Origin of the sequence: Sphingomonas pituitosa NBRC 102491, from assembly GCF_001598435.1 — a bacterium.
GTDB classification, from domain to species: Bacteria; Pseudomonadota; Alphaproteobacteria; order Sphingomonadales; family Sphingomonadaceae; genus Sphingomonas; species Sphingomonas pituitosa.
In genome coordinates this window covers 126,378-149,574 of record NZ_BCYY01000005.1, presented here as the reverse complement: position 1 = coordinate 149,574, position 23,197 = coordinate 126,378, and the positions used below count along the sequence as shown (strand labels likewise).

Annotated in this window: 23 protein-coding genes; 8 read left to right on the top strand and 15 right to left on the bottom strand. The window is 67.6% G+C overall.

The window, feature by feature from the left end:
- Positions 1 to 57: 57 nt before the first annotated feature.
- Genes sdhA through sdhC form a run of 3 tightly spaced genes read right to left on the bottom strand, consistent with a single transcriptional unit; the run spans position 58 to position 2,667 of the window.
- Positions 58 to 1,860, bottom strand: a complete 1,803-nt coding sequence (sdhA, locus tag SPI01S_RS06895; protein WP_066720184.1) for a succinate dehydrogenase flavoprotein subunit — start codon at positions 1,858 to 1,860, stop codon at positions 58 to 60.
- Positions 1,860 to 2,252, bottom strand: a complete 393-nt coding sequence (gene sdhD / locus SPI01S_RS06890; protein WP_066720179.1) for a succinate dehydrogenase, hydrophobic membrane anchor protein — start codon at positions 2,250 to 2,252, stop codon at positions 1,860 to 1,862. Before sdhD ends, sdhA begins: the two co-directional genes overlap by 1 nt.
- The gene (gene sdhC / locus SPI01S_RS06885; RefSeq protein ID WP_066720175.1) at positions 2,245 to 2,667 is read right to left on the bottom strand and encodes a succinate dehydrogenase, cytochrome b556 subunit; all 423 of its coding nucleotides are present in this window, start codon (positions 2,665 to 2,667) and stop codon (positions 2,245 to 2,247) included. Before sdhC ends, sdhD begins: the two co-directional genes overlap by 8 nt.
- Before the next feature lie 255 nt (positions 2,668 to 2,922).
- Here sdhC and SPI01S_RS06880 point away from each other — a divergent pair, with 255 nt between their 5' ends.
- Genes SPI01S_RS06880 through SPI01S_RS06860 form a run of 5 tightly spaced genes read left to right on the top strand, consistent with a single transcriptional unit; the run spans position 2,923 to position 8,045 of the window.
- Positions 2,923 to 4,248 (top strand): methyl-accepting chemotaxis protein, encoded by a 1,326-nt coding sequence (locus SPI01S_RS06880; protein WP_174539079.1) that lies wholly within the window; start codon positions 2,923 to 2,925, stop codon positions 4,246 to 4,248.
- Positions 4,249 to 4,268: 20 nt separating this feature from the next.
- Complete coding sequence (locus tag SPI01S_RS06875) at positions 4,269 to 5,615, top strand: methyl-accepting chemotaxis protein (RefSeq protein WP_066720250.1); 1,347 nt, start codon at positions 4,269 to 4,271, stop codon at positions 5,613 to 5,615.
- Between the two features lie 54 nt (positions 5,616 to 5,669).
- Positions 5,670 to 6,359, top strand: coding sequence for a DUF2490 domain-containing protein (locus SPI01S_RS06870; protein ID WP_066720173.1), 690 nt, complete (start codon positions 5,670 to 5,672; stop codon positions 6,357 to 6,359).
- A 50-nt stretch (positions 6,360 to 6,409) separates the two neighbouring features.
- Entirely contained in the window at positions 6,410 to 7,114 is a 705-nt protein-coding gene (locus SPI01S_RS06865; protein WP_066720170.1) for an SDR family NAD(P)-dependent oxidoreductase, read from the top strand.
- Complete coding sequence (locus SPI01S_RS06860; protein WP_066720167.1) at positions 7,104 to 8,045, top strand: 50S ribosomal protein L11 methyltransferase; 942 nt, start codon at positions 7,104 to 7,106, stop codon at positions 8,043 to 8,045. The genes SPI01S_RS06865 and SPI01S_RS06860 overlap by 11 nt, the downstream gene beginning before the upstream one ends.
- Positions 8,046 to 8,169: 124 nt before the next feature.
- Here SPI01S_RS06860 and SPI01S_RS06855 read toward each other — a convergent pair whose 3' ends face one another.
- The 8 genes from SPI01S_RS06855 to SPI01S_RS06820 form a co-directional block, all read right to left on the bottom strand.
- Entirely contained in the window at positions 8,170 to 8,835 is a 666-nt protein-coding gene (locus SPI01S_RS06855; protein WP_066720247.1) for an HAD hydrolase-like protein, read from the bottom strand.
- Entirely contained in the window at positions 8,828 to 9,787 is a 960-nt protein-coding gene (locus SPI01S_RS06850) for a cation diffusion facilitator family transporter (protein ID WP_066720164.1), read from the bottom strand. The genes SPI01S_RS06855 and SPI01S_RS06850 overlap by 8 nt, the downstream gene beginning before the upstream one ends.
- 169 nt (positions 9,788 to 9,956) lie before the next feature.
- The gene (locus SPI01S_RS06845) at positions 9,957 to 10,451 is read right to left on the bottom strand and encodes an EF-hand domain-containing protein (RefSeq protein WP_084253300.1); all 495 of its coding nucleotides are present in this window, start codon (positions 10,449 to 10,451) and stop codon (positions 9,957 to 9,959) included.
- 10 nt (positions 10,452 to 10,461) lie between these two features.
- Positions 10,462 to 11,493, bottom strand: a complete 1,032-nt coding sequence (gene queA, locus SPI01S_RS06840; protein ID WP_066720161.1) for a tRNA preQ1(34) S-adenosylmethionine ribosyltransferase-isomerase QueA — start codon at positions 11,491 to 11,493, stop codon at positions 10,462 to 10,464.
- Positions 11,494 to 11,506: 13 nt separating this feature from the next.
- Positions 11,507 to 12,295 carry a peptidylprolyl isomerase gene (locus SPI01S_RS06835; protein WP_066720158.1) on the bottom strand — a complete coding sequence of 263 codons (789 nt, stop codon included), beginning with the start codon at positions 12,293 to 12,295 and terminating at the stop codon, positions 11,507 to 11,509.
- 86 nt (positions 12,296 to 12,381) lie between these two features.
- Positions 12,382 to 12,891, bottom strand: coding sequence for a pantetheine-phosphate adenylyltransferase (gene coaD, locus SPI01S_RS06830; protein ID WP_066720155.1), 510 nt, complete (start codon positions 12,889 to 12,891; stop codon positions 12,382 to 12,384).
- 19 nt (positions 12,892 to 12,910) lie between these two features.
- Complete coding sequence (locus SPI01S_RS06825) at positions 12,911 to 13,819, bottom strand: polyprenyl synthetase family protein (protein ID WP_066720152.1); 909 nt, start codon at positions 13,817 to 13,819, stop codon at positions 12,911 to 12,913.
- A 3-nt stretch (positions 13,820 to 13,822) separates the two neighbouring features.
- On the bottom strand, positions 13,823 to 14,068 hold the full coding sequence (locus SPI01S_RS06820) for an exodeoxyribonuclease VII small subunit (RefSeq protein ID WP_066720149.1): 246 nt from the start codon (positions 14,066 to 14,068) through the stop codon (positions 13,823 to 13,825).
- Positions 14,069 to 14,189: 121 nt separating this feature from the next.
- On the opposite strand from SPI01S_RS06820, the gene SPI01S_RS06815 reads away from it, so the two are divergent.
- Complete coding sequence (locus tag SPI01S_RS06815; protein ID WP_066720147.1) at positions 14,190 to 14,408, top strand: hypothetical protein; 219 nt, start codon at positions 14,190 to 14,192, stop codon at positions 14,406 to 14,408.
- Positions 14,409 to 14,447: 39 nt separating this feature from the next.
- On the opposite strand, the gene SPI01S_RS06810 is transcribed toward SPI01S_RS06815, so the two are convergent.
- Complete coding sequence (locus SPI01S_RS06810; protein WP_066720145.1) at positions 14,448 to 16,490, bottom strand: alpha/beta hydrolase family protein; 2,043 nt, start codon at positions 16,488 to 16,490, stop codon at positions 14,448 to 14,450.
- 147 nt (positions 16,491 to 16,637) lie between these two features.
- On the opposite strand from SPI01S_RS06810, the gene SPI01S_RS06805 reads away from it, so the two are divergent.
- A complete protein-coding gene (locus tag SPI01S_RS06805) occupies positions 16,638 to 18,017 on the top strand; it encodes an NAD-dependent succinate-semialdehyde dehydrogenase (protein WP_066720143.1) in 1,380 nt (459 codons plus the stop codon).
- 132 nt (positions 18,018 to 18,149) lie between these two features.
- On the opposite strand, the gene SPI01S_RS06800 is transcribed toward SPI01S_RS06805, so the two are convergent.
- The 3 genes from SPI01S_RS06800 to SPI01S_RS06790 all read right to left on the bottom strand — a co-directional run bounded on the left by SPI01S_RS06800 (position 18,150) and on the right by SPI01S_RS06790 (position 21,752).
- On the bottom strand, positions 18,150 to 19,829 hold the full coding sequence (locus SPI01S_RS06800) for an AMP-binding protein (RefSeq protein WP_066720141.1): 1,680 nt from the start codon (positions 19,827 to 19,829) through the stop codon (positions 18,150 to 18,152).
- Positions 19,830 to 19,949: 120 nt separating this feature from the next.
- Positions 19,950 to 20,156 carry a hypothetical protein gene (locus SPI01S_RS06795; RefSeq protein ID WP_066720139.1) on the bottom strand — a complete coding sequence of 69 codons (207 nt, stop codon included), beginning with the start codon at positions 20,154 to 20,156 and terminating at the stop codon, positions 19,950 to 19,952.
- 54 nt (positions 20,157 to 20,210) lie between these two features.
- A complete protein-coding gene (locus SPI01S_RS06790) occupies positions 20,211 to 21,752 on the bottom strand; it encodes a GGDEF domain-containing protein (RefSeq protein ID WP_245653498.1) in 1,542 nt (513 codons plus the stop codon).
- Between the two features lie 179 nt (positions 21,753 to 21,931).
- Here SPI01S_RS06790 and SPI01S_RS06785 point away from each other — a divergent pair, with 179 nt between their 5' ends.
- On the top strand, positions 21,932 to 23,194 hold the full coding sequence (locus SPI01S_RS06785; protein WP_245653497.1) for a DUF418 domain-containing protein: 1,263 nt from the start codon (positions 21,932 to 21,934) through the stop codon (positions 23,192 to 23,194).
- Positions 23,195 to 23,197: the final 3 nt, after the last annotated feature.

The window sequence follows — 23,197 nt, the reverse complement described above, 5'->3', positions numbered from 1 at the left end:
AACAAAAAGGCCGGAGCGTCGCCGCCCCGGCCTCCTTTAAGCCCATCCGCTACCGGATCAGTACACCCGCTTCTTCGGCTTGATATACTCGATCGCGTCGGTGAGCGTGTAGTCGTGGACCGGGCGATAATCGATCGCGGTGGTGCCGCCCTTGCCGCCCCAGCCGTCGAACGTCGCAATGGTGTGCTTCATCCAGCCGGCGTCATCGCGCTCGGGGAAGTCCTCGTGCATATGGGCGCCGCGGCTTTCCTTGCGGTTGATCGCGCTGCGGATCGTCACCATCGCCTGGCCGAGCAAATTGTCCAGCTCCAGCGTCTCGACGAGGTCGGTGTTCCACACCAGCGAGCGATCGCTGACCGCCACGTCCTGCAGGCCGGCATAGACCTGGTCCATGTGTGCCACGCCCTCGGCCATCAGTTCCTCGGTGCGGAACACGGCGCAGTGGCGCTGCATCGTCTTCTGCATGTCGGCGCGCAGCTGCGACGTGCGGGTGCCGCCGTTCGCGTTGCGGAAGTGATCGAGGCGGCCCAGCGCCAGCGCTTCCGAATCCTTCGGCAGCGGGTGGTGCGGGGTGTTCGGCTTGAGGATGTCGACGATCCGCTTGCCGGTCGCGCGGCCGAACACCACGAGGTCGATCAGCGAGTTGGAGCCGAGGCGGTTGGCGCCGTGGACCGACACGCAGGCCGCTTCGCCGACCGCGAACAGGCCGGGGACGACCGAGTCCGGGTTGCCGTCGTGCAAGCGCACGACTTCGCCGTGATAGTTGGTCGGGATGCCGCCCATATTGTAGTGGACGGTCGGCACCACCGGCAGCGGCTGGCGGGTGAGGTCGACGCCGGCGAAGACCTTGCCGGTCTCGGTGATGCCGGGCAGGCGCTCGGCCAGGATCTTCGGGTCGATATGGTTCAGGTGAAGGAAGATATGGTCCTTCTCCTTGCCCACGCCGCGACCCTCGCGGATCTCCATCGCCATCGAGCGCGAAACCACGTCGCGGCTGGCGAGATCCTTGGCGGACGGAGCATAGCGCTCCATGAAGCGCTCACCCTCGGAGTTGGTGAGATAGCCGCCCTCGCCGCGCGCACCTTCGGTGATCAGCACGCCCGCGCCGTAGATGCCGGTCGGGTGGAACTGCACGAACTCCATGTCCTGCAGCGGCAGGCCGGCGCGCAGCACCATCGCATTGCCGTCACCGGTGCAGGTGTGTGCCGAGGTGGCCGACTGGTAGACGCGGCCATAGCCGCCGGTCGCCAGTACCACCGCATGGCTGCGGAAGCGGTGGATCGAGCCGTCGTCCATGCACAAGGCGATCACGCCGCGGCACTCGCCGTCTTCCATGATCAGGTCGAGCGCGAAATATTCGATGAAGAAGTCCGCGTCGTACTTCAGGCTCTGCTGGTACAGCGTGTGCAGCATCGCATGGCCGGTGCGGTCCGCCGCGGCGCAGGTGCGCTGCGCGGGCGGGCCTTCGCCCATGTTCTGCATCATGCCGCCGAACGGGCGCTGGTAGATCTTGCCTTCGTCGGTGCGGCTGAACGGCATGCCGGCATGTTCGAGCTCATAGACCGCGGCCGGAGCCTCGCGGGTCAGATACTCGATCGCGTCCTGGTCACCGAGCCAGTCGGAGCCCTTGACGGTGTCGTACATGTGCCAGGTCCAGTGGTCCGGACCCATGTTGCCGAGGCTGGCGGCGATGCCGCCCTGTGCCGCCACGGTGTGGCTGCGGGTGGGGAACACCTTGGTGATGCAGGCGGTCTTGAGGCCCGACTGCGCCACTTCCATCACCGCGCGGAGGCCCGAGCCACCCGCGCCGACGACGACGGTGTCATAGATGTGATCGATGATCTTGTAGGCGGCGGGCATCAGGCGGCCACTCCGGTGGAGGTGAAGGCGATCTTCAGGATGGCGAAGATCGCGAGCACGCGGACGGTGATCGTGAAATATTCGAGCAGGACGATCAGCACGAAGCGCGTCTCGTCGTGCTGATAATCCTCGATCACGACCTGCAGGCCGTGACGGAAGTGGAAGGTGACGCTGAGCACCAGGAGGATCAGCGGCACCGCGACCAGCGGCTGGGCGATCCAGCCGGCGACGGTCGCATAGTCATAGCCCGGCAGCAGCGCGATCGAGACGATCAGCCACAGCACCAGCAGCAGGTTGGATCCGGCGGAAACCTTGTGCTTCCACCATTCGCCCGCGCCTTCATGCGCGGAGCCGAGGCCGCGGACGCGACCGAGCCGGGTTCCGTTACCCATGGGCCTTCTCCAGAAGCACGACCCAGAAGATCGCGGTGGCGAGGATGCTGAACGCGAAGGTGGTGAGTGCGCTACGCTTGTTGCTGCGCAGCTCGAAATTCGCGCCGGCATCGAGGAACAGGTGGCGCACGCCCGAGGCCATGTGCTGGAAGAAGGACAGGCTCATCCCGATCCCGACAATATAGCCGAGGATGTTGAGCTGGCCGTTCTGCAGCGTGAACACGTCCTGGAACGTCGCATAGGCATCGGGGCCATAGGCCAGCGCGACCAGCCACCAGACGAACAGCCCGGTGCCCACGGTCGCCATGCCGGAGCCGGTGGCGCGGTGGAGGATCGAGACCGCCATGTGCGGTCCCCATTTGTAGATGCCCAGGTGCGGCGATAGCGGTCGCGCCGTGTTGCGGACGTTGGCCAACGATAAATCCTTTCGGTCGACGCGGGCTTCCTTAAGCCCGCCGGACGAGGATGCAAGACGGATTGCCCTTAGGTTCAGCCGGGCAGTGGATGCAAGATGTTGCGCGCCGGCAATGGCACAGGGGCTCCTAACCGCCTCTTAACCACTGGACCGGCATAGCTTGTGGCCGATGCGGTCGAAGCCCGGCCGCCGACCGGGGACAAGATGTACGTGAGCGATTCGGCTTCCACCCAGGCGCTTGCCGCAGCAGGCACCATGACCGCGCGGATCGATGTTGCGGCGCGGCTGCATGTGTTCGACTTCGAAGGTTCGCTCCAGCAGTCGAGTCGCGAATGCTGGGAAGTGCTGGAGTCCGAGATCGAAGCGGTGTCCGCCGCCTATTGGCACCAATGGGTGCGCTGCTTCCCTGACGAGCGCGACTGGGCGCCGTCCGACACCGCCAAGATGATCGACGTCGGCGTGGTGTTCCTCCGCGCCCGTTTCCTCGAAACCACCACCAAGACCTGGATCGAATCGATCGAGCGTTCGGTGGCGGCGGCGTATGAAAAGGGCGTGCCGCCGATGGCGCTGCTCTCGATGATCAGTGCAAGCGACCGGGCTGCGCTGGAAGTGCTGATCCGCCGGATCGGCGGCGCCGATCCGCGGCTGCCCGTGCTGGTCGATACGCTGATGCGCCTGTCCGGCCTGGAAGCCGACATCACCGTCGAGATCTACAACATGTATCGCGAGCACAGCGCGCAGGTGGCGCGTGACCGGCTGGCGACCGAGTTCCACAACTCGATCGGCGCGACCGTCGAGCAGGCTTCGCGCGGCGGCGAGGAACTGCGCGGGCAGGCGGTGCACACCTCGGCCTCGGCCCGCGGCATGCTCGGCAAGGCGAGCGAAGTCGCGGCGGCGGCGGAGCAGTCGGCGGTGGCGATGCGCGAGGCTGCGATGACCGCCGCCGGGCTGATCCGCGCGATCGAGGATGCGCGCACCGAAGTGGAAGCAGCGGCGGCGATTGCCACGCGCGCTTCGGGCCAGGCGACCGACGCGGTGGGGATGAGCGAAATGCTTTCCGAGCATGCCAAGTCGATCGAATCGATCCTGGGCCTGATCCGCGACATTGCAGGGCAGACCAACCTGCTCGCCCTGAACGCGACGATCGAGGCGGCCCGCGCCGGCGATGCAGGCCGCGGCTTCGCGGTGGTGGCGCAGGAAGTGAAGAGCCTGGCCAGCCAGACCGCGCGCGCGACCGACGACATCGCGGCCAAGATCGCGGCGATCCAGTCCGCCACGCGCTCGACGGTGGAAACCAACGCCTCGATCCGCGAAACCGTCTCGGAAGTGCAGGAAAGCGCCAACCGCATCCGCACCGCGATGGAGGTGCAGGCGCAGACGGTAACCGCCATCACCGCGGCGGTCGACGAAACGGCGCTTGCGGCGGACTCCATGTCTGCGACGATCAGCGCGATTCGGGCCGATACCGAAGCAGTGGCCTCCGAGATCGATCGCGTCGGCCAGGGATTTGCAGCGCTCGATGCGCAGCTTGGAGCATTGAAGGGCAGCGCCGGCGAGTTTGTCGCCAAGGTAGCCGCCTGAGGAGAGGAATGATGTCGGCAATGCCGGAGCAGGGGCAGGGGGGCGGCTGCACGCGATCGCCGCAGGAATGGTGCGCGGAATATGACTGGGACGGTACGATGCTGGCCTCGTGTGCCGACGTCGCGGCCTTGCTCGACGATTCGTATCACCTCATCGCCCGGCGCTGCCAGGCGCAGCTGTTGAAGAGCGCGATCGGCACGCGGCTGCTGCACGAATATGGCACGGAAGCGCATGTGGAAGCAGGTGCGCATTACAGCCGGGTCAAGTTCGAACGGCCTTTCGGCACGGAATGGTCGCGCCTGGTGTGCGATTATGCCGCCGGCACGTATCTGCTGGGGATCCCGCTCTCTACGCTGATCGCGCAGTTCGCATATGCCCATGCGCAGACGATCGATGTGCTGCGCGAGAAGCTCGGCCACGATGCCGCGCGGCTCGCTCGCCTGTGCGACGCGGTGCAGCGGATTGCGCTGGCCGAGGTCGACCTGATGGCTTCGCATCTGGGCGCGCGTGAGACCGAGACGGTACACGCCGAACGCCGCGCGCGTTCCGACCAGTTCCGCGCGAGCATCGCCGAATCGATCGAGGGTGCGACGATGCTCGGCAACCGCATTCGCGTCCAGGCGCAGGGTGCGTCGAGCGCAGCGCGGGGCATGCTGGGCAAGGCAAGCGAAGTCGCGGCGGCCGCCGAGCAGTCTGCCGTGGCAATGCGCGAGGCGGCGATGACCGCCGCAGGCCTGATCCGCGCGATCGAGGATGCGCGCACCGAAGTCGAGGCAGCGGCAGGGATTGCCACGCGCGCTTCCGGCCAGGCGAGCGAGGCGGTGGGGATGAGCGAGATGCTGTCCGACCATGCCAAGTCGATCGAATCGATCCTCAGCCTGATCCGCGACATCGCCGGGCAGACCAACCTGCTGGCGCTCAACGCGACGATCGAAGCGGCGCGGGCGGGCGATGCGGGCCGCGGTTTCGCGGTGGTGGCGCAGGAAGTGAAGAGCCTTGCCAGCCAGACCGCGCGCGCGACCGACGACATCGCCGCCAAGATCGCCGCGATCCAGTCTGCCACGCGCTCGACGGTGGAGACCAACGCTTCGATCCGAGACACGGTCTCGGAGGTACAGGAGAGCGCCAACCGCATCCGCTCCGCGATGGAAGTGCAGGCGCAGACCGTCACCGCGATCACCGCCGCGGTGGATGAAACGGCACTGGCGGCGGATTCGATGTCCGCCACGATCGGCGCGATCCGTGAGGACACCAAGAGTGTGACCAGCGAAATCGACACGCTGCAGCATGACGTGACCGAGGTGGACGATCGGCTGCACCAGCTGCGCGCGGCGGCGGACACCTTCTCCACGGCGGTCGCGGCCTGACCCGGCACGGGTCGCGGCTTGATCCGCGGTCCCTGCCTGTGTCATCGCTGGCCGATGTCCCGTAGTTTTCCCTGTGCCGTGCTGCTGTTGCTCGCGGGTGTCGTGCCCGCCCATGCGCAGCAGGAGGATCGCCAGGCCTGGGAGCAGCTGAACGTCATCGTGCCGCTGACCAAGCGGGTCCGCGTGACGCTGGAGCAGATCGCGCGCACCAGCGATCGGCAGGGCGGCATCTACACCACCGAGTATGGCGGGCTGCTCGGCTGGCAGGTCGCCAGGGGGGTGGAATTCGGCATCGGCTATCGCCGCGTGGGGTTCCATAGCGAAAATCGCGCCGCCGACGAGGACCGCCTGCGCCAGCAGATCGTGTTCAACCGCGGCCGCCTTGCCGGGCGCTTCCGCATCGACGAGCGGTTCAGCACGGTCGGCAGCGGGATCGGCGTGCGGATCCGGCCGCTGCTGCGCTACAACCTGCCGCTCGGCCGGCCGCGGCTGGCGCTGTTCGCCAGCCATGAAAGCTTCCTGCTGCCCAACAGCACGCGTTGGGGGCAGCGGGCAGGCTATGAGCGGATGCGCAACATTCTCGGTGTCGCGCTGCCGCTGGGCAAGGCGCTGAACGCCGATATCGGCTATCTCAACCAGTATCGCTTCGGTCGGGCCGGCGCGCGGCCGCAGATGGACCACGCGCTGAGCGTGCAGCTGACGCTCAATCTCGGCGCGCTGGGCGTGGCGGTGCTGCACGACTGAGGCCCGCGTGCCGGGGTGACGCGCCCTCGCACCCGCGCTAGGGCAGGCCGATGAAGACCCACATTCTCCTCACCGGCAGCAGCCGGGGCATCGGCGCGGCGACGGCCACGCTGCTCGGGCAGGACGATCGCGTTGCGCTGGTCGGCCAGGGCACAAGCAGCGGCATTCCCGCCGACTTCACCGATCCCGCCGCCCCGCAGGCGCTCTGGCAGCAGGCGCTCGATGCGCTCGACGGCCGGATCGACGTGCTGATCAACAATGCCGGCATCTTCGAAGCCAACCCGCTCGACGCCGCGCATGACGACTGGGTCGATGGCTGGGAGCGCACGATGCGGGTCAACCTCACCGCCTCGGCCGAGCTCTGCCGGCTGGCGGTGCGCCACTGGCAGGTGCGCGGCACCGCCGGGCGGATCGTCAACGTCGCCAGCCGCGCCGCCTATCGCGGCGACAGCCCGGCGCACTGGCATTATGCCGCCTCCAAGGCGGGCATGGTCGGCATGACCAAGTCGATCGCGCGGGGCTATGCCGCGCAGGGCATCCTCGCCTTCGCGATCTGCCCCGGCTTCACCATGACCGGCATGGCCGAGGACTATCTGGAGAGCCGCGGCGGCGACAAGCTGCTGGCCGACATCCCGCTCGGCCGCGTCGCGATGCCCGAGGAGATCGCCGCGATCGCCAAATTCTGCGCGCTCGATGCGCCGCCCTCGATGACCGGTGCGGTGCTTGACGCCAATGGAGCCAGCTATGTCCGCTGAGATCGATAGCTGGAAGGTCAGCCTGCCCTGCACCCGCGCCGAGGCCGAGGCGATCGACGCCGGCACGATCGAGATCGACGCGGTGCTGATGACCACCGAGACGGTGGAGGACGATGTCGAGCATTGGCGGCTCGACGCCTATATGGAGCATGAGCCCGATGCCGCGATGCTCGCGGCGATCAAGGCGCTGGTGCCGAGCGCTGTGGGCGTGGAGCCCGAAGTCGAGGCGCTCACCGCCCAGGACTGGGTGACGCTGAGCCAGGAAGGGCTGGAGCCGATCCGCGAGGGGCGCTTCGTCGTCCACACCAGCGCGCACCCGGTGGAAGCCCCCGAAGGTGGCCGCGCGTTCCTGATCGATGCCGGCCGCGCGTTCGGCACCGGGCACCACGCGACGACTTCGGGCTGCCTGGCGATGCTCGACGGGCTTTCGGGCCAGCGCTTCACGAACATCATTGACGTCGGCACCGGTACCGGGCTGCTGGCGTTTGCCGGCGCGCATCTTTGGCCCGAGGCCGCGGTCATGGCGACGGACATCGATCCGGCCGCAGTGGACGTGACGCGCGAGAATGCCGTGGCGAACGGCATCGAGGGCGTGGACCTGATCGTGGCGGACGGCGCGCTTTCGGACGCGATCACCGCCAAGGCACCGTATGACCTCGTCATCGCCAATATTCTGGCGGGACCGCTGGTCTCCATGGCGCCCGAACTGGCCGCCATCGCGGCTCCGAACGCGACCATCGTGCTGGCGGGCCTGCTGGAGACGCAGCGACCGCAGGTCGTCGCGGCGTTCGAGGCGTGCGGCTGCACGCTGGAGGCGGTCGATCGCCGCGGCGACTGGACGATCCTGCGGCTCGCGGCGGGTGCGGTTCGCTACGTGCCCGTCACCCCGCCCGATCCCAAGGGCCGCGACGGCTGGGCGCTGGATATCTGACCTGATCCGTCATTCCGGCGAAAGCCGGAATCCATTGGCACGCCGTCTCCGAAGGAACTGAGGCGTAGAGGCGAATGGATCCCGGCTTCCGCCGGGATGACGGCTTGCGTGACGGTGCCGAGCCTCAGCCCCGATGCCGGCTGACATAGGTCACGATGTCCTCGGGCGTGCGGAACACCGCGTCCGGCGCCATGCCGGTCAGCAGGTCCTCGGCGGCATAGCCCCACAGCACCGATCCGGCACGCATGCCGACTTCGCGTGCGGCATCGACGTCGCGGGTCTCGTCGCCGATCGCCAGCGCGGCGTGCGGCTCGACGCCCATCTTGCGCAGCACCCGGCGGAACTTCGGCGCCTTGCCGAACAGCGAGGAACCGCAGGCATAACAATGAATCTTGGCGGCGTGGCGCGGCCCCAGGATCTTGCGCGCATTCTCTTCCGAATTGGAAGTTACCAGCGCCAGCTTCACGCCCATGTCGACCAGCCGCTCGAGCAGGTTGGGCGTGCCGGGGAACAGCTCGATCCGGTGCGCCTCCCGGCTCACCAGCTTGCGGACATGGCGGGCGATCCACGGCATCTTCCAGCGCGAGATGCCGAGGAACTCGATCACCTCGCGCGAGCTTTTGCGGCGGAGAAGCTCCACTTCGTCGGGCGCGATCTTGCGGAAGCGGAAGCGTTCGGCAAGGTCGTTGGCGACGGAAACGAACCAGTCGCCGCTGTCGGACAGCGTGCCGTCGAAATCGAAGATGACGAGGTCCAGCGGGCGGGCCGCCCTGGCGCTCGTATCAACCATGTCCGCTACCAGGTCCATGCATCCGGCACTCCGCCCCGTTGCCTAGCTCAATCTGTACCGTACTGTGCTCGATCCGGAAATCGTGCACGAGCAACTGCTGAAGATTAATCAGAAATGCGTCACCTGGATGACCATCGGGCATGACGAGGTGGGCGGTGAGCGCGGCTTCGGTGGTGCTCATCGGCCAGACATGGAGATCGTGGACGCGGGTGACGCCCGGCTGGGCGAGCAGCGTGCGCTCCACCGCTTCCAGGTCGATCCGGTCCGGCACCGCCTGTAGCGCCAGGGTCAGCGATTCGCGCAGCAAGCCCCAGGTACCGACCAGGATCACCACGACGACGAGCAGGCTGATCGCCGGGTCGATCCAGCGCAGCCCGGTCCACCAGATCAGCGCCCCGGCGAGCACCACCGCCGCCGACACCGCGGCATCGGCCGCCATGTGGAGATAGGCGCCGCGGATATTGATGTCGTGCTCGCGGCCGCGGGCGAAGAGCAGCGCGGTGCCGAGGTTCACGACGATTCCCGCGCCCGCCACCAGCATCACGGGGATGGGGGCGACGGCGGGGGGATCGGCGAAGCGCTGGATCGTCTCGAGCAGGATCGCGCCGACCGCGATGAGCAGCAGCAGCGCGTTGGCGAGGGCGGCGAGGATCGACGAGGCACCCAGGCCGTAGGTGAAGCGCGGCGTGGCGGGCCGCTTGCCGAGCTCCGCGCCGACCCAGGCGATCAGCAGCCCGAGCACGTCGGACAGATTGTGTCCGGCATCGGCGAGCAGCGCCATCGATCCGGTCCAGATGCCGGCGCCGCCTTCGATAAGCACGAAGGCGATGTTGAGGGCGGTTCCAATAGCGAAGGCGCGGCCGAAATCGGCGGGCGCGTGGCTGTGGCCATGGCCATGGCCGTGCCCGTGTGAGTGGCCATGGTGATGGCCGTGCGCGTGAGTTCCCGACATGTGGAGCGATCCTAGCGGGCGTCGCCCATGTGATGCTAGCGCATTGCGGCGAAAGTGTCCGCGCCGCTTGGTCCTGCAGCCGTGCCCCTGCGAAAGCAGGGGCGCAGGGGAGGAGGGGACATCGCGCGTGGCCCTGGGCCCCTGCGTTCGCAGGGGCACGGAGTATCCATCAGCGGCGCTTGCGCTTGCCGTCCATCGGGTTGAACGCCGGCGGGCGGATCGTCACCAGTTCGCTGCGCTCGATCACCCCGTCCTTGTTCCGGTCGAACCGTGTCCAGATCTGCGCGAACCGGTCCTGGAATTCGGCCCAGCTGACCTTGTTGTCGCCGTCGCGGTCGAGCTCGAACGGGCTGGGCAGGGTGTTGCGATCGCCCATCCAGCGCAGCGACCAGTCCGAATAGGCGATATAGCCGAGCATGCCGGCATGGCCGGTATCGGCGCTGTCGAAGCTGCGCTTCAGGCCCGCGTCGAACTCGGCGCGGGTAACGCGGGCATCGCCGTCCGCATCGAACCCCGCAATCAGCAGCGCGACCGGCTCGGCGATTACCGTCGCCTGGGGCTGCGCCGCCGGCGCACCGGGAACGATCGGCGGCTGCGCGACGCGGTCCTGCGCAGCGGCGGGCAGGGCGGCGGTGCAGGCGGCGAGCAGCAGGAACAGGCGCATCGAATTCCCTTTAGCGGGCGGGCAGCAACAGGCTGGAATCGCCGTAGCTGTAGAAGCGATAGCCGGTTTCGATCGCATGCGCATAGGCCGCCTGCATGCGATCCAGCCCCATCAGCGCGGAGACCAGCATGAACAGCGTCGAGCGCGGCAGGTGGAAATTGGTCACCAGCCCGTCGACGCCCTTGAAGCGATAGCCCGGCGTGATGAAGATCGCGGTGTCGCCTTCGAAGGGCTGGATCACCCGGTTTTCGTCCGCGGCGCTTTCCAGCAGGCGCAGGCTGGTGGTGCCGACGGCGATGACGCGGTTGCCCGCCGCGCGCACAGCGTTGAGCCGGTCGGCCACCTCCGGGGTGATGCGGCCCCATTCGGCGTGCATCTTGTGGTCGGCCGTGTCCTCGGCCTTGACGGGCAGGAAGGTGCCGGCGCCCACATGGAGGGTGAGGGTGGTGTGGCCGATTCCCGCCGCGTCCAGCGACGCCATCAGGCCCGGCGTGAAGTGCAGCGCGGCGGTGGGGGCGGCGACGGCGCCCGGCTCGGCCGCGAACATCGTCTGGTAGTCGTCGGCGTCGCGTTCGTCGGTCGGGCGCTTCGAGGCAATGTACGGCGGCAGCGGCATCCGGCCGCAGCGCTCCAGCAGCAGCTCGACCGGCTCGGTGCCCTGGAAGTCGAGCGCGAAGCTGCCGTCCTCGGCGCGGTCCGAGGCGATGGCGACCGCGTCGGGGCCGAAATCGATCGCGTCGCCCTCGCGCAGCCGCTTGGCGTTGCGGATGAACGCGCGCCAGCGGCGCGGCCCCTCGCGCTTGTGGAGTGTCGCGCCGATCCGCGCCTCGCCGCGCACGCCTTCCAGCTGCGCCGGGATCACCCTGGTGTCGTTGAATACCAGACAGTCGCCGGGGCGGAGCTGTGCTGCGAGATCGCGGACGATCGCGTCGCGCGTCTCCGCACCGTCCAGCACCAGCAGCCGGGCGGAGTCGCGCGGGGACGCGGGGCGCAGCGCGATCCGCTCGTTCGGCAGTTCGAAATCGAAAAGGTCGACGTTCACGGGATCCGCGCGATCACTTCTTCTTCGGCGCCGGCTTCTTCGCGGCTGGCACCGGCTTGGAAGCGGGCACGCTCGGGCCGACCGGGATCAGCGTCGGGCCGGTTGCGGCCGGCGCGGCCGGAGCGAGCGGCTGATAGGCCGGGGGATTGTCCGATTCGATATAGGCGTGGATGATCACGGTGGGGTGCTGCGGCGGCTCGCCGCGCTGGATCTTGTCGACCCATTCCATGCCCGAGGTGACGCGCCCGAACACGGTGTAATCATGGTCGAAGGCCAGCTTGGGCTGCATCATGATGAAGAACTGGCTGTTCGCGCTGTTCTCCGCCTCGGTCTTCTGCTCAGGCGTCGCGTTGTCTGCAGCGCCGCGACGGGCGGCCGAGACGGTGCCACGGACGTGCGGCAGCGAGCTGAACTCGGCGGGCACGTTGGGCATGTCCGAATCGCCGGTGCCGTCGCCCTTGGGATCGCCGCCCTGGGCGATGTTGTAGGGATCGTCGACCACGCGGTGGAAGGTCAGGCCGTCATAGAAATGCTTGCGAGTGAGCGTCTTGATCCGCTCGACCATCTTCGGCGCGACGTCCGGACGCAGCCGGATCAGCACGCGGCCGCCGGTCGAAAGGTCCAGCACCCAGCTATTCTCCGGGTCGGCGGGAACCAGCACGGCGGGGCGGGTGTTGGCATCGGACGCGACGCCCTTGAACGGTTCGATGACGGGCTTCGGCTTGCCCCCGCCACCCTGGGCCAGCGCCGGCATGGCAAACAGCGTGGCGGCCATGGCGGCCATCGTGGCTAGGAAACGCATCGAACTTCCCACTCGGTTTCTGGTGAATGCGCGGCTCTAGCCCAATCGCGGGGCGCCGCAAAGCCCGGCTTGGCGCCGCTCCGGCGTTAGTTGCTGCCCTTGCGCCCGAGCAGCTCGACACGGGCGGCGACATCTGCCTCTACCCTCTCGGGAACGAAGCGATGGATCGGGCCGCCATACATCGCGATCTCCTTCACCAGCCGGCTCGCGATCGGCTGCAGCGAGACATCGGCCATCAGGAAGACCGTCTCGATCCGGTCGTTGATCTGCTGGTTCATGCCCGCCATCTGATATTCATATTCGAAATCGGCGACGGCGCGCAGTCCGCGGACGATCACGCTGGCGCGCTCGCGCTCGGCGAAGTCCATCAGCAGCGAATCGAAGCTGACCACCTCGATCGTACCGGGCAGCCCCTCCACCTCGCGGCGGACCATCGCCATCCGTTCTTCCACCGTGAACATCGGCGACTTGGAGGGATTGGTGGTGACGCCGATCACCAGCCGGTCGACCAGCTTCGCGCCGCGCCGGATAATGTCCATATGGCCGCGGGTGATCGGATCGAAGGTGCCGGGATAGACCCCGATACGGCTGTGCATGCGGGTTCTCCCCTTGCCCTTAGCGATCGCGTTCGAGCGTGAAGCGCGCCACGTCGCGCAGCAGATCGGCCTCGGGGCCGAAGGCGTGGAGATGGGCAATCGCCTGATCGACCAGCATCCGCGCCTGTTCGCGCGCGCGATCGATGCCGAGCAGCGACAGGAAGGTCTCCTTGCCCGCCGCGCCGTCCTTGCCGAGCTTCTTGCCGACCAGCACCTCGTCGCCCTCGGCATCGAGGATGTCGTCGGCGATCTGGAACGCCAGGCCGATGTCGCGGGCATAGCCGCGCAGCCCGGTGCGCGCCTCGGGCGAGACGCGGCCGAGGATCGCGGCGCATTCGACGGCGCAGCTGATCAGCGCGCCGGTCTTCATCGCCTGCAGCCGGGTGACGGTGGCGAGATCGAAGCTGGCCTTTTCCGCCTCCAGGTCCATCATCTGGCCGCCCGCCATGCCCGAGGGGCCGGACGCGCGGGCGAGCTCGGCGATCAGCTCGACGCGGACATAGGGGTCCGGGTGGGTCGCTTCGTGACCCAGAATCTCGAAGGCGAGCGCGTGGAGGCAGTCGCCCGCCAGGATCGCGGTCGCCTCGTCGAACGCCTTGTGCACCGTCGGCTTGCCGCGGCGCATGTCGTCGTCGTCCATCGCCGGCAGATCATCATGGATCAGCGAATAGACATGGATGCATTCGAGCGCGGTCGCGACGCGCGCGGCGCAGGTCTTGTCGACGCTGAACAGCTGCGCGGTGGCGAACACCAGCAGCGGCCGCAGCCGCTTGCCGCCGCCGATCGCGGCGTGGCGCATCGCGCGGTACAGGTCGGCGCGGGGATCGTCCGGCACTTCGAGCAGCCGGTCGAACTGGTCGTCGATCTCCGCCGCGACCTGGCGCAGCGCCGATTCGAGGGGGAGCGAGGCATGGGTCACGCTCGCCACGCCTCAGCCGGCCGCGAAGGGCGTGGTGCCGGCGGCGCGGCCGTCGGCATCGGTGCGGATCGCCTCGATCCGGGCCTGCGCCGCATCCAGGCGGGCAGCGCATTGCCGGCGCAGCTGGTCGCCGCGTTCGTAGAGGTCGATCGCCTCCTGCAGGGCCGCTTCACCGCTCTCCAGCCGGCTCACGATCTTCTCCAGTTCCTTCAGCGCCTCTTCGAAGGAGAGCGCCGTGATGTCCGTTTGGGTAGCCATGCCCTCGCTATGCGGCAGGGTGGGGGGCGATGGCAACCGGGCCCAACAGCTATCTTTGTCGCCAGCGGGCAACGACGTCCCCGCCTTGCCACCGCAATGGCGCCTCGATAGCTGGCCGCTCATGGGAAAGTTCGAAAAGTTCGCTGAGAAGTGGTCGGAAGGCGCCCAGTGCACCGTTGCCGTGGGCTTCTGCCTGGTCGCATTTGGAATTGCCGTTGCGGCGCCGATGTATCTGCTCCTGGGCCAGCAAGGATTGAAATGGACTTTGTATAGTGGCGTCCTCTGGGTTCCCTTCGCCATGCGTCACGCCTTTCGCATCCTTAACGGCGCGGTGGAGTAGGTTTCGAGCACGCCTGCGTTTGGGCTGAGGTGCCCGGCGCTACTGGCCGGCGGGCTTGGGGCCGCTGCGGTAGCGATCGAACCAGGCTAGGATCGCCGCCGCCTTCGCCGCCGACTGGCTGGGCCGCGCGGTGAAGCCGCCATGGCTGGCACCGGGCACCTTCACCAGCGCCGTGGGCACGCCGCGGATCTGCAGCGCGGCGTAGTATTGCTCGGATTCGCTTACCGGCGTGCGGTAATCCTCGCTGCCGACCACCACCATCGTCGGCGTCTTGACGTTGCCGACCAGGCTGAGCGGCGAGCGGCTCCAATAGCTCATCGGATCCTCCCAGGGCTGCTTGGCGAACCAGTAGCGCGAGGTGAAGCCGGTATTGTCCATGGTCAGTGCCTCGCTGATCCAGTTGATCACCGGCTTCTGCGTGGCGGCGGCCTTGAAGCGATCGTTCTTGCCGACGATCCAGGCGGTGAGCACGCCGCCGCCCGATCCGCCCGTGACGAACAGATTGTCCGGATCGGCGACGCCCGCACCGATCGCGGCATCGACGGCGGCCATCAGGTCGCCGTAATCGTCACCGGGATATTTCTTGTCGATCAGGTCGGCGAAGTCCTCGCCGTACGACGTGCTGCCGCGCGGATTGGCATAGAGTACGGCGTATCCATGCGCGGCGTAGAGCTGGTAGTCGGTCGAGAAGCCGGGGCCATAGGCGGTGTGCGGGCCGCCATGGATCTCCAGGATCGTCGGCACGCGGGTGCCGGGCTTCACGCCGGGCGGGGTGACCAGCCACGCGTCGATCTTGCGACCATCGGGGGCGGTTACCGCGAGCGGCGTCACCGGCGCGAGCGTCTTGGATGCCAGCAGATTCTCGTTGAGCCGGGTGAGGCGGCGGCCGTTCACGTAGACGTCTGCGGGATGCAGCGCATCGCCCCCGGTATAGGCAATGGTGCCGCTGGCCGAGACGCTGAAGTCGCCGCCGGTATAGGGCCGGTCGAGCCCGCCGCCGGTGAGACCGGTCGCGACCGTGCTGACCTTGCCGTCCAGGCCGATGCGGGCAACCAGCTTGCGGCCTTGATCGTCGTACGAAACGAACAGGCTGCGGCCGTCCTTGGCCCAGACCGCGCTCTCGATGCTCTTGTCGAGCGCGGTAGTGAGCGCACGGCTGCCGGTGCCGTCGCGGTTCATCACGTAGAGCTGGGTGTTCTGGAAGCTCCGATGGGTGTCGTCGAAGCCGAGATAGGCGATGCGGGTGCCGTCGGGCGACAGCACCGGCGCCGCGTCCGGGCCGTAGCGCTTGGTCAGCGGGGTCAGCGTGCCCGATGTCACGTCCACCGCATAGATTTCGCTGTCATTCGGCTCGCGCTCCCAGTCCTTGCGGCGGTTGCTGCCGAAGAACAGCGTGCGGCCGTCGTTCGACCAGGCGAGCGGACCGGCATCGTCGAACTTGCCGAACGTGACCTGGCGCGGCGCGCCGCCGTCTGCCGACACGACGAAGATATGGTCGGAGCCGGGCTTGAGATAGCCGCCGCCGTCGGCACGGTAGGTGACGCGGTCGATCACCTCGAGCGGCTCGGCCCATTTCGCGCCCTCCGGCTTGGGCGGCTGGCTGCCGAGCGACATGCCTTCCCCGGGCACGGTCATCGTGTAGGCGATCTGCGTGCCGTCGGGCGACCAGGCGATGCCCTGCGGGCTGTCGGCCAGGCCGGTGATCCGCGCGGTGGCGCCGGTGGCGATCCAGCGGACGAACAGCTGCGGCGCGCCACCCTCGGCGCTGGAGACATAGGCGAGGCGGGTGCCGTCGGGCGACCAGCGCGGCTGGCTGTGCGATCCGGTGCCGGCGACCAGCGGGGTCTGCGCGCCGGTCTTGACATCGACCAGCCAGATGCTCGCCCGGCCGCGATCGGCCATGATGTCGGCCGACTGGCGGACATAGGCAACCTTGCTGCCGTCCGGGCTGATCTGCGGATCGCTCGCCTGTTCGAGCGAAAACAGGTCGCTGCCGGTGAACAGGCGGGTGGGGCCCTCCTGGGCCAGGGCGGCGGCGGGGATCGCGGCGCTTAGGAGGAGGGCGAGGGGAACGAGGCGCATGACGGTCTCCGGCAGGGCAGATGCGGCATCGTGTTCGGGCGCCGTGCGCTTGGCAAGCCGTTCCGCGCGCGATGGACATCGGTATGATTGCGGGCAGTGGCACCGTGCGCCTAGGTCCGCGTTGGAGTGCGCGAAGGAGACTTGCAGATGTTCGAAATCATCAACCCGGCGACCGGCGAGACCGTCGACCGCATCGCCGAGCTGGACGATGCCGGGATCGAGGCGGCGCTGGCCCGCGCGGCCGCCGGGTACCAGGAGTGGCGGCAGACCTCGGTCGAGACACGCACCGCGCTGCTCTCGGCGATCGCCGACGCCTGGGAAGCCAACAAGCAGCACCTCGCCGAGCTGGCGGTGCGCGAGATGGGCAAGACGATCACCGCGGGCCTGGCCGAGGTGGAGAAGTGCATCTCCGGCTTCCGGCATTATGCCGAGCATGGCCCGGCCTATCTTGAGCCCAAGACGGTGAAGACGCCGACCGGCCATGCCGTCGCGCGCTGGCTGCCGCTGGGGCCGGTGCTGGCGGTGATGCCGTGGAACTTCCCGTACTGGCAGGCGGTGCGCTTCCTCGCGCCGACGATCCTCGCGGGCAATGTCGCGCTGCTCAAGCATGCCTCATCGGTGCAGGGCTGCGCGGCGGCGATGGAAGACATGGCGCGTCAGGCCGGGGCGCCCGAGGGGCTGTTCCAGAACCTCGCGATCAAGTCCGGCAAGGTCGATGCGATCATCGCCGACAAGCGGGTGGTGGCGGTGACGCTCACCGGCAGCGAAGGCGCCGGCGCCAAGGTGGCGGAAGCCGCGGGGCGCGCGCTCAAGAAGGTGGTGCTCGAGCTGGGCGGATCCGATCCGTTCATCGTCATGCCCTCGGCCGATCTCGATGCGGCGGTGAAGACCGCGGTGACCGCGCGCGTGCAGAATGCCGGGCAGAGCTGCATCTGCTCCAAGCGGATGATCGTCCATGCCGAGGTGTACGACGCCTTCCTCGCCAAGTTCGTCGCGGGCATGCAAGCGGTGAAGATCGGCGATCCGATGGACAAGGCGACGGTGATGGGGCCGCTCTCCAGCGTCCAGCAGCGCGACACCGTGCTGGAGCAGGTTGAGAAGGCGCAGGCTGCCGGCGCGAAGCTGCTGACCGGCGGCACCAAGATCGACCGGGAGGGCGCCTGGATGACGCCGGGCGTGCTGGTGGACCTCGATCGGACAAGCGATGTCGCCAAGGAGGAGATCTTCGGGCCGGTCGCGGCGGTGTACAAGGTCGCGGATATCGACGAAGCGATCGCGCTGGCGAACGACGTGCCCTATGGCCTCGGCTCGTCGGTATGGACGCAGGACGATGCCGAGATCGAGCGGTTCGCCCGCGATATCGAGGCGGGGATGACCGCGGTGAACGCGCTGCTCGCCTCGGTGCCGGAAGCGCCGTTCGGCGGGGTGAAGCTGTCCGGCCATGGCCGCGAGCTCGGGCCCTGGGGGCTGCACGAGTTCATGAACCTGAAGGCGGTGATGTTCGCCGAGGGCAAGCCGGGGGATTGAGCTTCCCGCAATCTAAGCCCCTCCTCCTGGGAGGAGGGGTTGGGGTGGAGGGATGCCAGAACATTCGTTGGTCTCGGTGAGACACTGCCCCACCCCAACCCCTCCCCTGAAGGGGAGGGGCTTAAGAGACGATCACCGCCCCGCCTTCACCTCGGCCAGCAGGTCCTTGCGGCTGAGCTTGCCGATCATCGTCTTGGGCAGGCTGTCGCGGATCACCACTTCGGCGACCCGCTCGTGCTTGCCGAGCTGGGCGTTGAGCCAGCCGCACATCTCCTTGGCGTCTGCCGTCATGCCCTCGTTGAGCGCGACATAGGCGTGGGGCAGCTCGCCGTGATACGGGTCCGGCAGGCCCAGCACGAGCGTCTCCTTCACCGCCGGATGGGTGTAGAGCACCGCTTCGATCTGGCTGGGGAACACCTTGAAGCCGCCGACCGCGATCATGTCCTTCAGCCGATCGACGATGTGGATATAGCCGTCCTCGTCGATGATGCCGACATCGCCGGTACGCAGCCAGTGATCGTCGACGAAGGTGCCGACATCGGCCTCGGGGCGGTTCCAATAGCCCTGCATGATCTGCGGACCCTGCACGACGATCTCGCCCGGCTCGCCCTCGGGCGCGGGTTTGCGGGGATCTTCCTTGTCGACCAGCCGCACGCGGGTGCCGGCGATCGGCTGGCCGATCGTCCCGCTCTTGTTGAGGCCGACATAGGGGTTGGCCGAGACCACGCCCGAACTTTCCGACAGGCCATAGCCCTCGATGATGTGCGCGCCCGTCGTTGCTTCCCAGTTGAGCTTGAGCTGCTCGGGCAAGGGCGCGCCGCCCGAAATGCAGAAGCGCAGCGAGGAGAAGTCGCTCGGCTTCATCCCCGGCGCGTCGAGCAGCGCCTGGTACATGGTCGGTACGCCGGGCAGCGAGCGGGGCTTGGTGCGGCGCAGTTCGGTGAGCACCTGCTGCGCGTTGAAGCGCGGCAGCATCACGATCTTGCCGCCGGTGATCACCGTCCGGTTCAGCACGCAGGTATTGGCGAAGACGTGGAAGAACGGCAGCACGCCGAGCACCGAATCCTCGGCCTGGCCGAGTTCGGGATCGAGCTCCGACACCTGCCGGGCATTGGCCGAGAGATTCTGGTGGGTGAGCACCGCGCCCTTGGGCGTGCCGGTGGTGCCGCCGGTATATTGGATCAGCGCAACGTCGCGCTCGGGATCGATGTTCGGATGGACGCAATCGCCCTTGTTGGCGATCAGCTTCGAGAAGGCGAGAATGCGCGGATCATGCGGGCGGGCGGTGACCTCGCTGCCGCGGAACAGCTGGTAGAACAGCGACTTGGCGGTGGGCAGCGCGCCGGCGACCGAGCCTACCACCAGCCGCTCCAGCCCGCTTTTCTCCAGCACCTTCAGCGCGTTGGGGAGCAGCGCCGTGGCGGACAGGGTGAAGAGCAGTCTGGTGCCCGAGTCGGCAACCTGCGCGGCCAGTTCCTCCACCGAGTAGAGCGGCGAGAAGTTCACCACTGTCGCACCCAGCTTGAGGATGCCATAATAGGCGGCGACGTAATGCGGCACGTTGGGCAGGAACAGGCCGATCCGGTCGCCCGGGCCATAGCCCAGCGCGCGCAACCCGCAGGCGACGCGATTGGCGCCGTCCAGCGTCTCGCCATAGCTGTAGATGCGACCCATGAAATCGAGCAGCGGGGCGTGCGGATGGGCCGCGGCGCTCTCCTCGAACAGGTCTACCATGGACCGCGGCGCGTAGCTGCGATCCCACTCTCCTGGATGCCGATAGGCGGTCTTCCAGACCATTTCGGGCTTTGTCATTGACATCAGTGTAAGCAACCCGATTTTGCCATGCAAGCGCGGTTTTCACCGGGCGTGCAGAGTTGTCGCGCATCCTGCGCGGCCTGTCTCTACGGCACTATCCGAGGTTGGTTCCGCGCTTCAGCGCGCGAGCTGCCGGCTCCAGGTGACGAGCACCGAAACGGCGAGGACGCCCAGGTCGATCGCCGCGTGTACCTGCTGCGGAGCGGTGTCGCCCGTGCGGTGGGTGAGGATCGTGAGATCGGCGTGGGGACGCGGCGGCCGCACGACGGCGACCAGAAGCGCAATCGCTCCGGCGATCATCAACAGGCGCTTGTGACGCAACATGGTTCCCCTCTTCCCTCGATGCCCGTCTACATCCGGCGACGCTGCCCGGCAAGCTCAAGCCGCGTCGAGTCGGAGCGCGCGGGCCCGATCGCGGCCGGCCGCCTTCGCCTGGAACAGTGCGCAGTCGGCGCAGCGATACAGCGCCTTCCACGCCAGATCGTCCGCCAGCGCACCGGTGCAGGTGCCGATGCTCGCGGTGATGGTCAGATCGAAGGGCATGCGCGCCTTGCGCAGCGCAGCCAGCAGCGCATCTGCCTCGATTCGCTGGGCAACGGGCGTGACCAGCGCGAACTCCTCGCCGCCCATGCGCGCGATCAGCACCGGCTCGGGCGCGGCGTTCCGCAGGGCGGCGGCGAACAGGCGCAAGACCTCGTCGCCGCCGTCATGGCCCAGCGTCTCGTTGACGCGCTTGAAATGATCGATGTCGATCAGCAGCAGTTGCTGCGGCTCGGTGCGGCCGATCGCGCGCTGCAGAAAGGCGCGGCGGTTGAGCAGGCCGGTGAGCGGATCGATATCGGCGAGATTGCGCGCGACCACCTCGCGGGTGAGCGCTGCATCGCGCTCGTCGCGCAGGAACTTGATCCGATAAGCCACGGCCAGTGACGAGACGAGCGCTTCCATCCCCATCGAAAGGATCGTGGAGTTGTCGATCCAGAAGTTCCAGGCGACGAAGTTGAGCGCGGCGCTGATCCGCACCGCCGCGAGCAGGATCGGCGCGCTCCAGGCGATGGCGAACAGCCAGAGGAAGTTGGACCGTCGCCGCCAGGCGCCCCAGAGGGTGGGAAGGACGATGGCGAGCAGCCCGGCAAAGGCGAGCGTGTAGAGGAAGTCGGCGATGCGCAGATGCACCGCGCCCAGCAACGCGGCGGCCATCGCTGCAAACGGCACCGCCATGGCGGCGATCTGGCTGGCGCGGTCCAGCCAGCGCGGCATCGGCTGGTCTTCGAAAAAGCTGCGCGTGAACAGCGCCGCCGCGCCGCCCGCCAGTCCGATGAACACATAGTTGAAACGGATGCGATCGTTGTTGGCGAGCATCGGGGCGATCCAGGCGAAGGCACCGGACGAGCTCAGGGTGTAGCCGAGCAACGCGGCGAGCAGCATGCAGTAGTGCAGCTGGAAGCGGTGACGCATCGCGCACCAGAGCGCGAAATTATAGACGATCAGCGCCACCGCCATGCCGGCGAAGAAGGTGTAGAGCGCAGCGAGCACGAGATTGGCGTGTTCGCCTTCCCGTTCGGTCGCGATGCGGACTCCCATTGCGATGCCGCGCAAGTTGGCGGCCCCCTGCACATGGAACAGCACGCGGACCAGCGCGGGATCGCGGACCGGCACCGACAGCTGGGCGATGGCGCCGAGCTGGATCAGCGGGCTGATGCCGCGGCTGTCGCTCTGCCAACTGCGTACGGTACCGTCGGCGTAGAGAAAATGGACCGCGAGGCCCTGCTGCCAGAGGCTGGCGAAGCGAAGCGCAAGCGGGTCGGCAAAGGTCGATCGACGGTCAACCGGCATGGTGATCGCCCAGAAATCGCCGGAACCGAAGCGGTGCTGCGGAGTCGTACAGTCGAATCGTTCCGGGTGCCGGATCAGCTCATCCATCCGTTGCCCTCTGTCCACCAGCAGGCACGTGCCAAGTGGTTGACCGGCAACACCCGCTTGGGCATGTGCCGGCAGCACGATGCACGCGAGCAGCGCGGCGAACGCGATGCAGAGCAGCCGGCGGGAAAGGGCGCTAACCATGATGGCGTCGCTACGCCTGTCGGACAAAGAAGACGTAAATGAGGCCGATGCCGGGCACTGCTGACACCGCCGGAATGCCTCGGAAGGACGGCGCGGAACTTGGTTCGGGCGCGGAACGGTCTTCGCTGGCCGCCAGGCTCGATGTGGTCGACGTGCTGCGTGGTTTCGCACTGATGGCGCTGTTCCTGGTGCATGTCATCGAAAGTTACGAGCTGTTCTGGGCGGGTGAAAAACCGGGCCTGATCACCGACGTCGTCTTCGCGCTGTTCATGGGGAAGAGCTTCTCGTTGCTGGCGCTATGTTTCGGCTTCAGCTTCTTCATCCTGATGGATCGGGCCGCGCAGCGGGGGCAGGATTTCACCGCCCGGTTTGCGTGGCGCTTGCTCATTTTGGAAGGGATCGGCTTTCTGCATGCGCTGATCTACCGCGGCGACATCATGCAGACGCTGGCGGCGATCGGCTTCGTGCTGCTGCTGTTCAACCGGATTCGGAGCAACGCCGTGCTGCTGGGCGGCGCGGCCCTTTGCCTGGCGGGACCGAGCCTGATCGTGCAGCTCGTCGCTGGCGCGATGGGCGCGGGCTGGGCCAATGCCCCGGCGCAGTCCTCGGTCGATCCGGGCATGCCGATCTATCTCGGCGGCGACCTGTGGCAGGTGCTGCGGATCAATATATGGGCCGGCCAGCAATCCAAATACTGGTTTTTCCTCGAATATGGCCGGATGGTGCAGATCCTCGGGCTGTATCTGCTCGGGCTGGTGCTGGGCCGCACCAATTTCTTCGGCGATCTCGCGAAGAGCCGCGCGTGGCGGCCTTCGGCATTGGTCGTCGCCGGGCTGCTGGCGGTCCTGCTCTTCCTCGGTCGCGAGCCCGCACGCGAGGCCTTTGCCGGGCTGAAACTGGGGCTCGGAGCAAACCGCGCCTTCTGGGCGCTGATCAACATGTGGCTGGACCTGGCCGGCACCGCCTTCTGGGCGCTGCTGGTGATCGCGCTTTACGACGGACCGGCGCGTCGGCTGGTCCAGCCGCTCGCCGCGCCGGGGCGGCTGACGCTCACCTATTATATTCTGCAATCCGCCGTCTTCGTGCCGATCTTCTACCAGTATGGCCTGGGCAAATATGACGACTGGGATGCCGCGACCCGGCTATGGATCGGACTGGGTGCAATCGCGGTGCAGATCGTCGCTGCGCACTGGTGGCTGGCGCGCTTCCAGTACGGCCCGATCGAGTGGATATGGCGGGCGCTGACCTATCTCCGGCGCGACGTGCCCTTTCGCCGCAGGGATCGGGCTCCGGCGCGCTGAGAC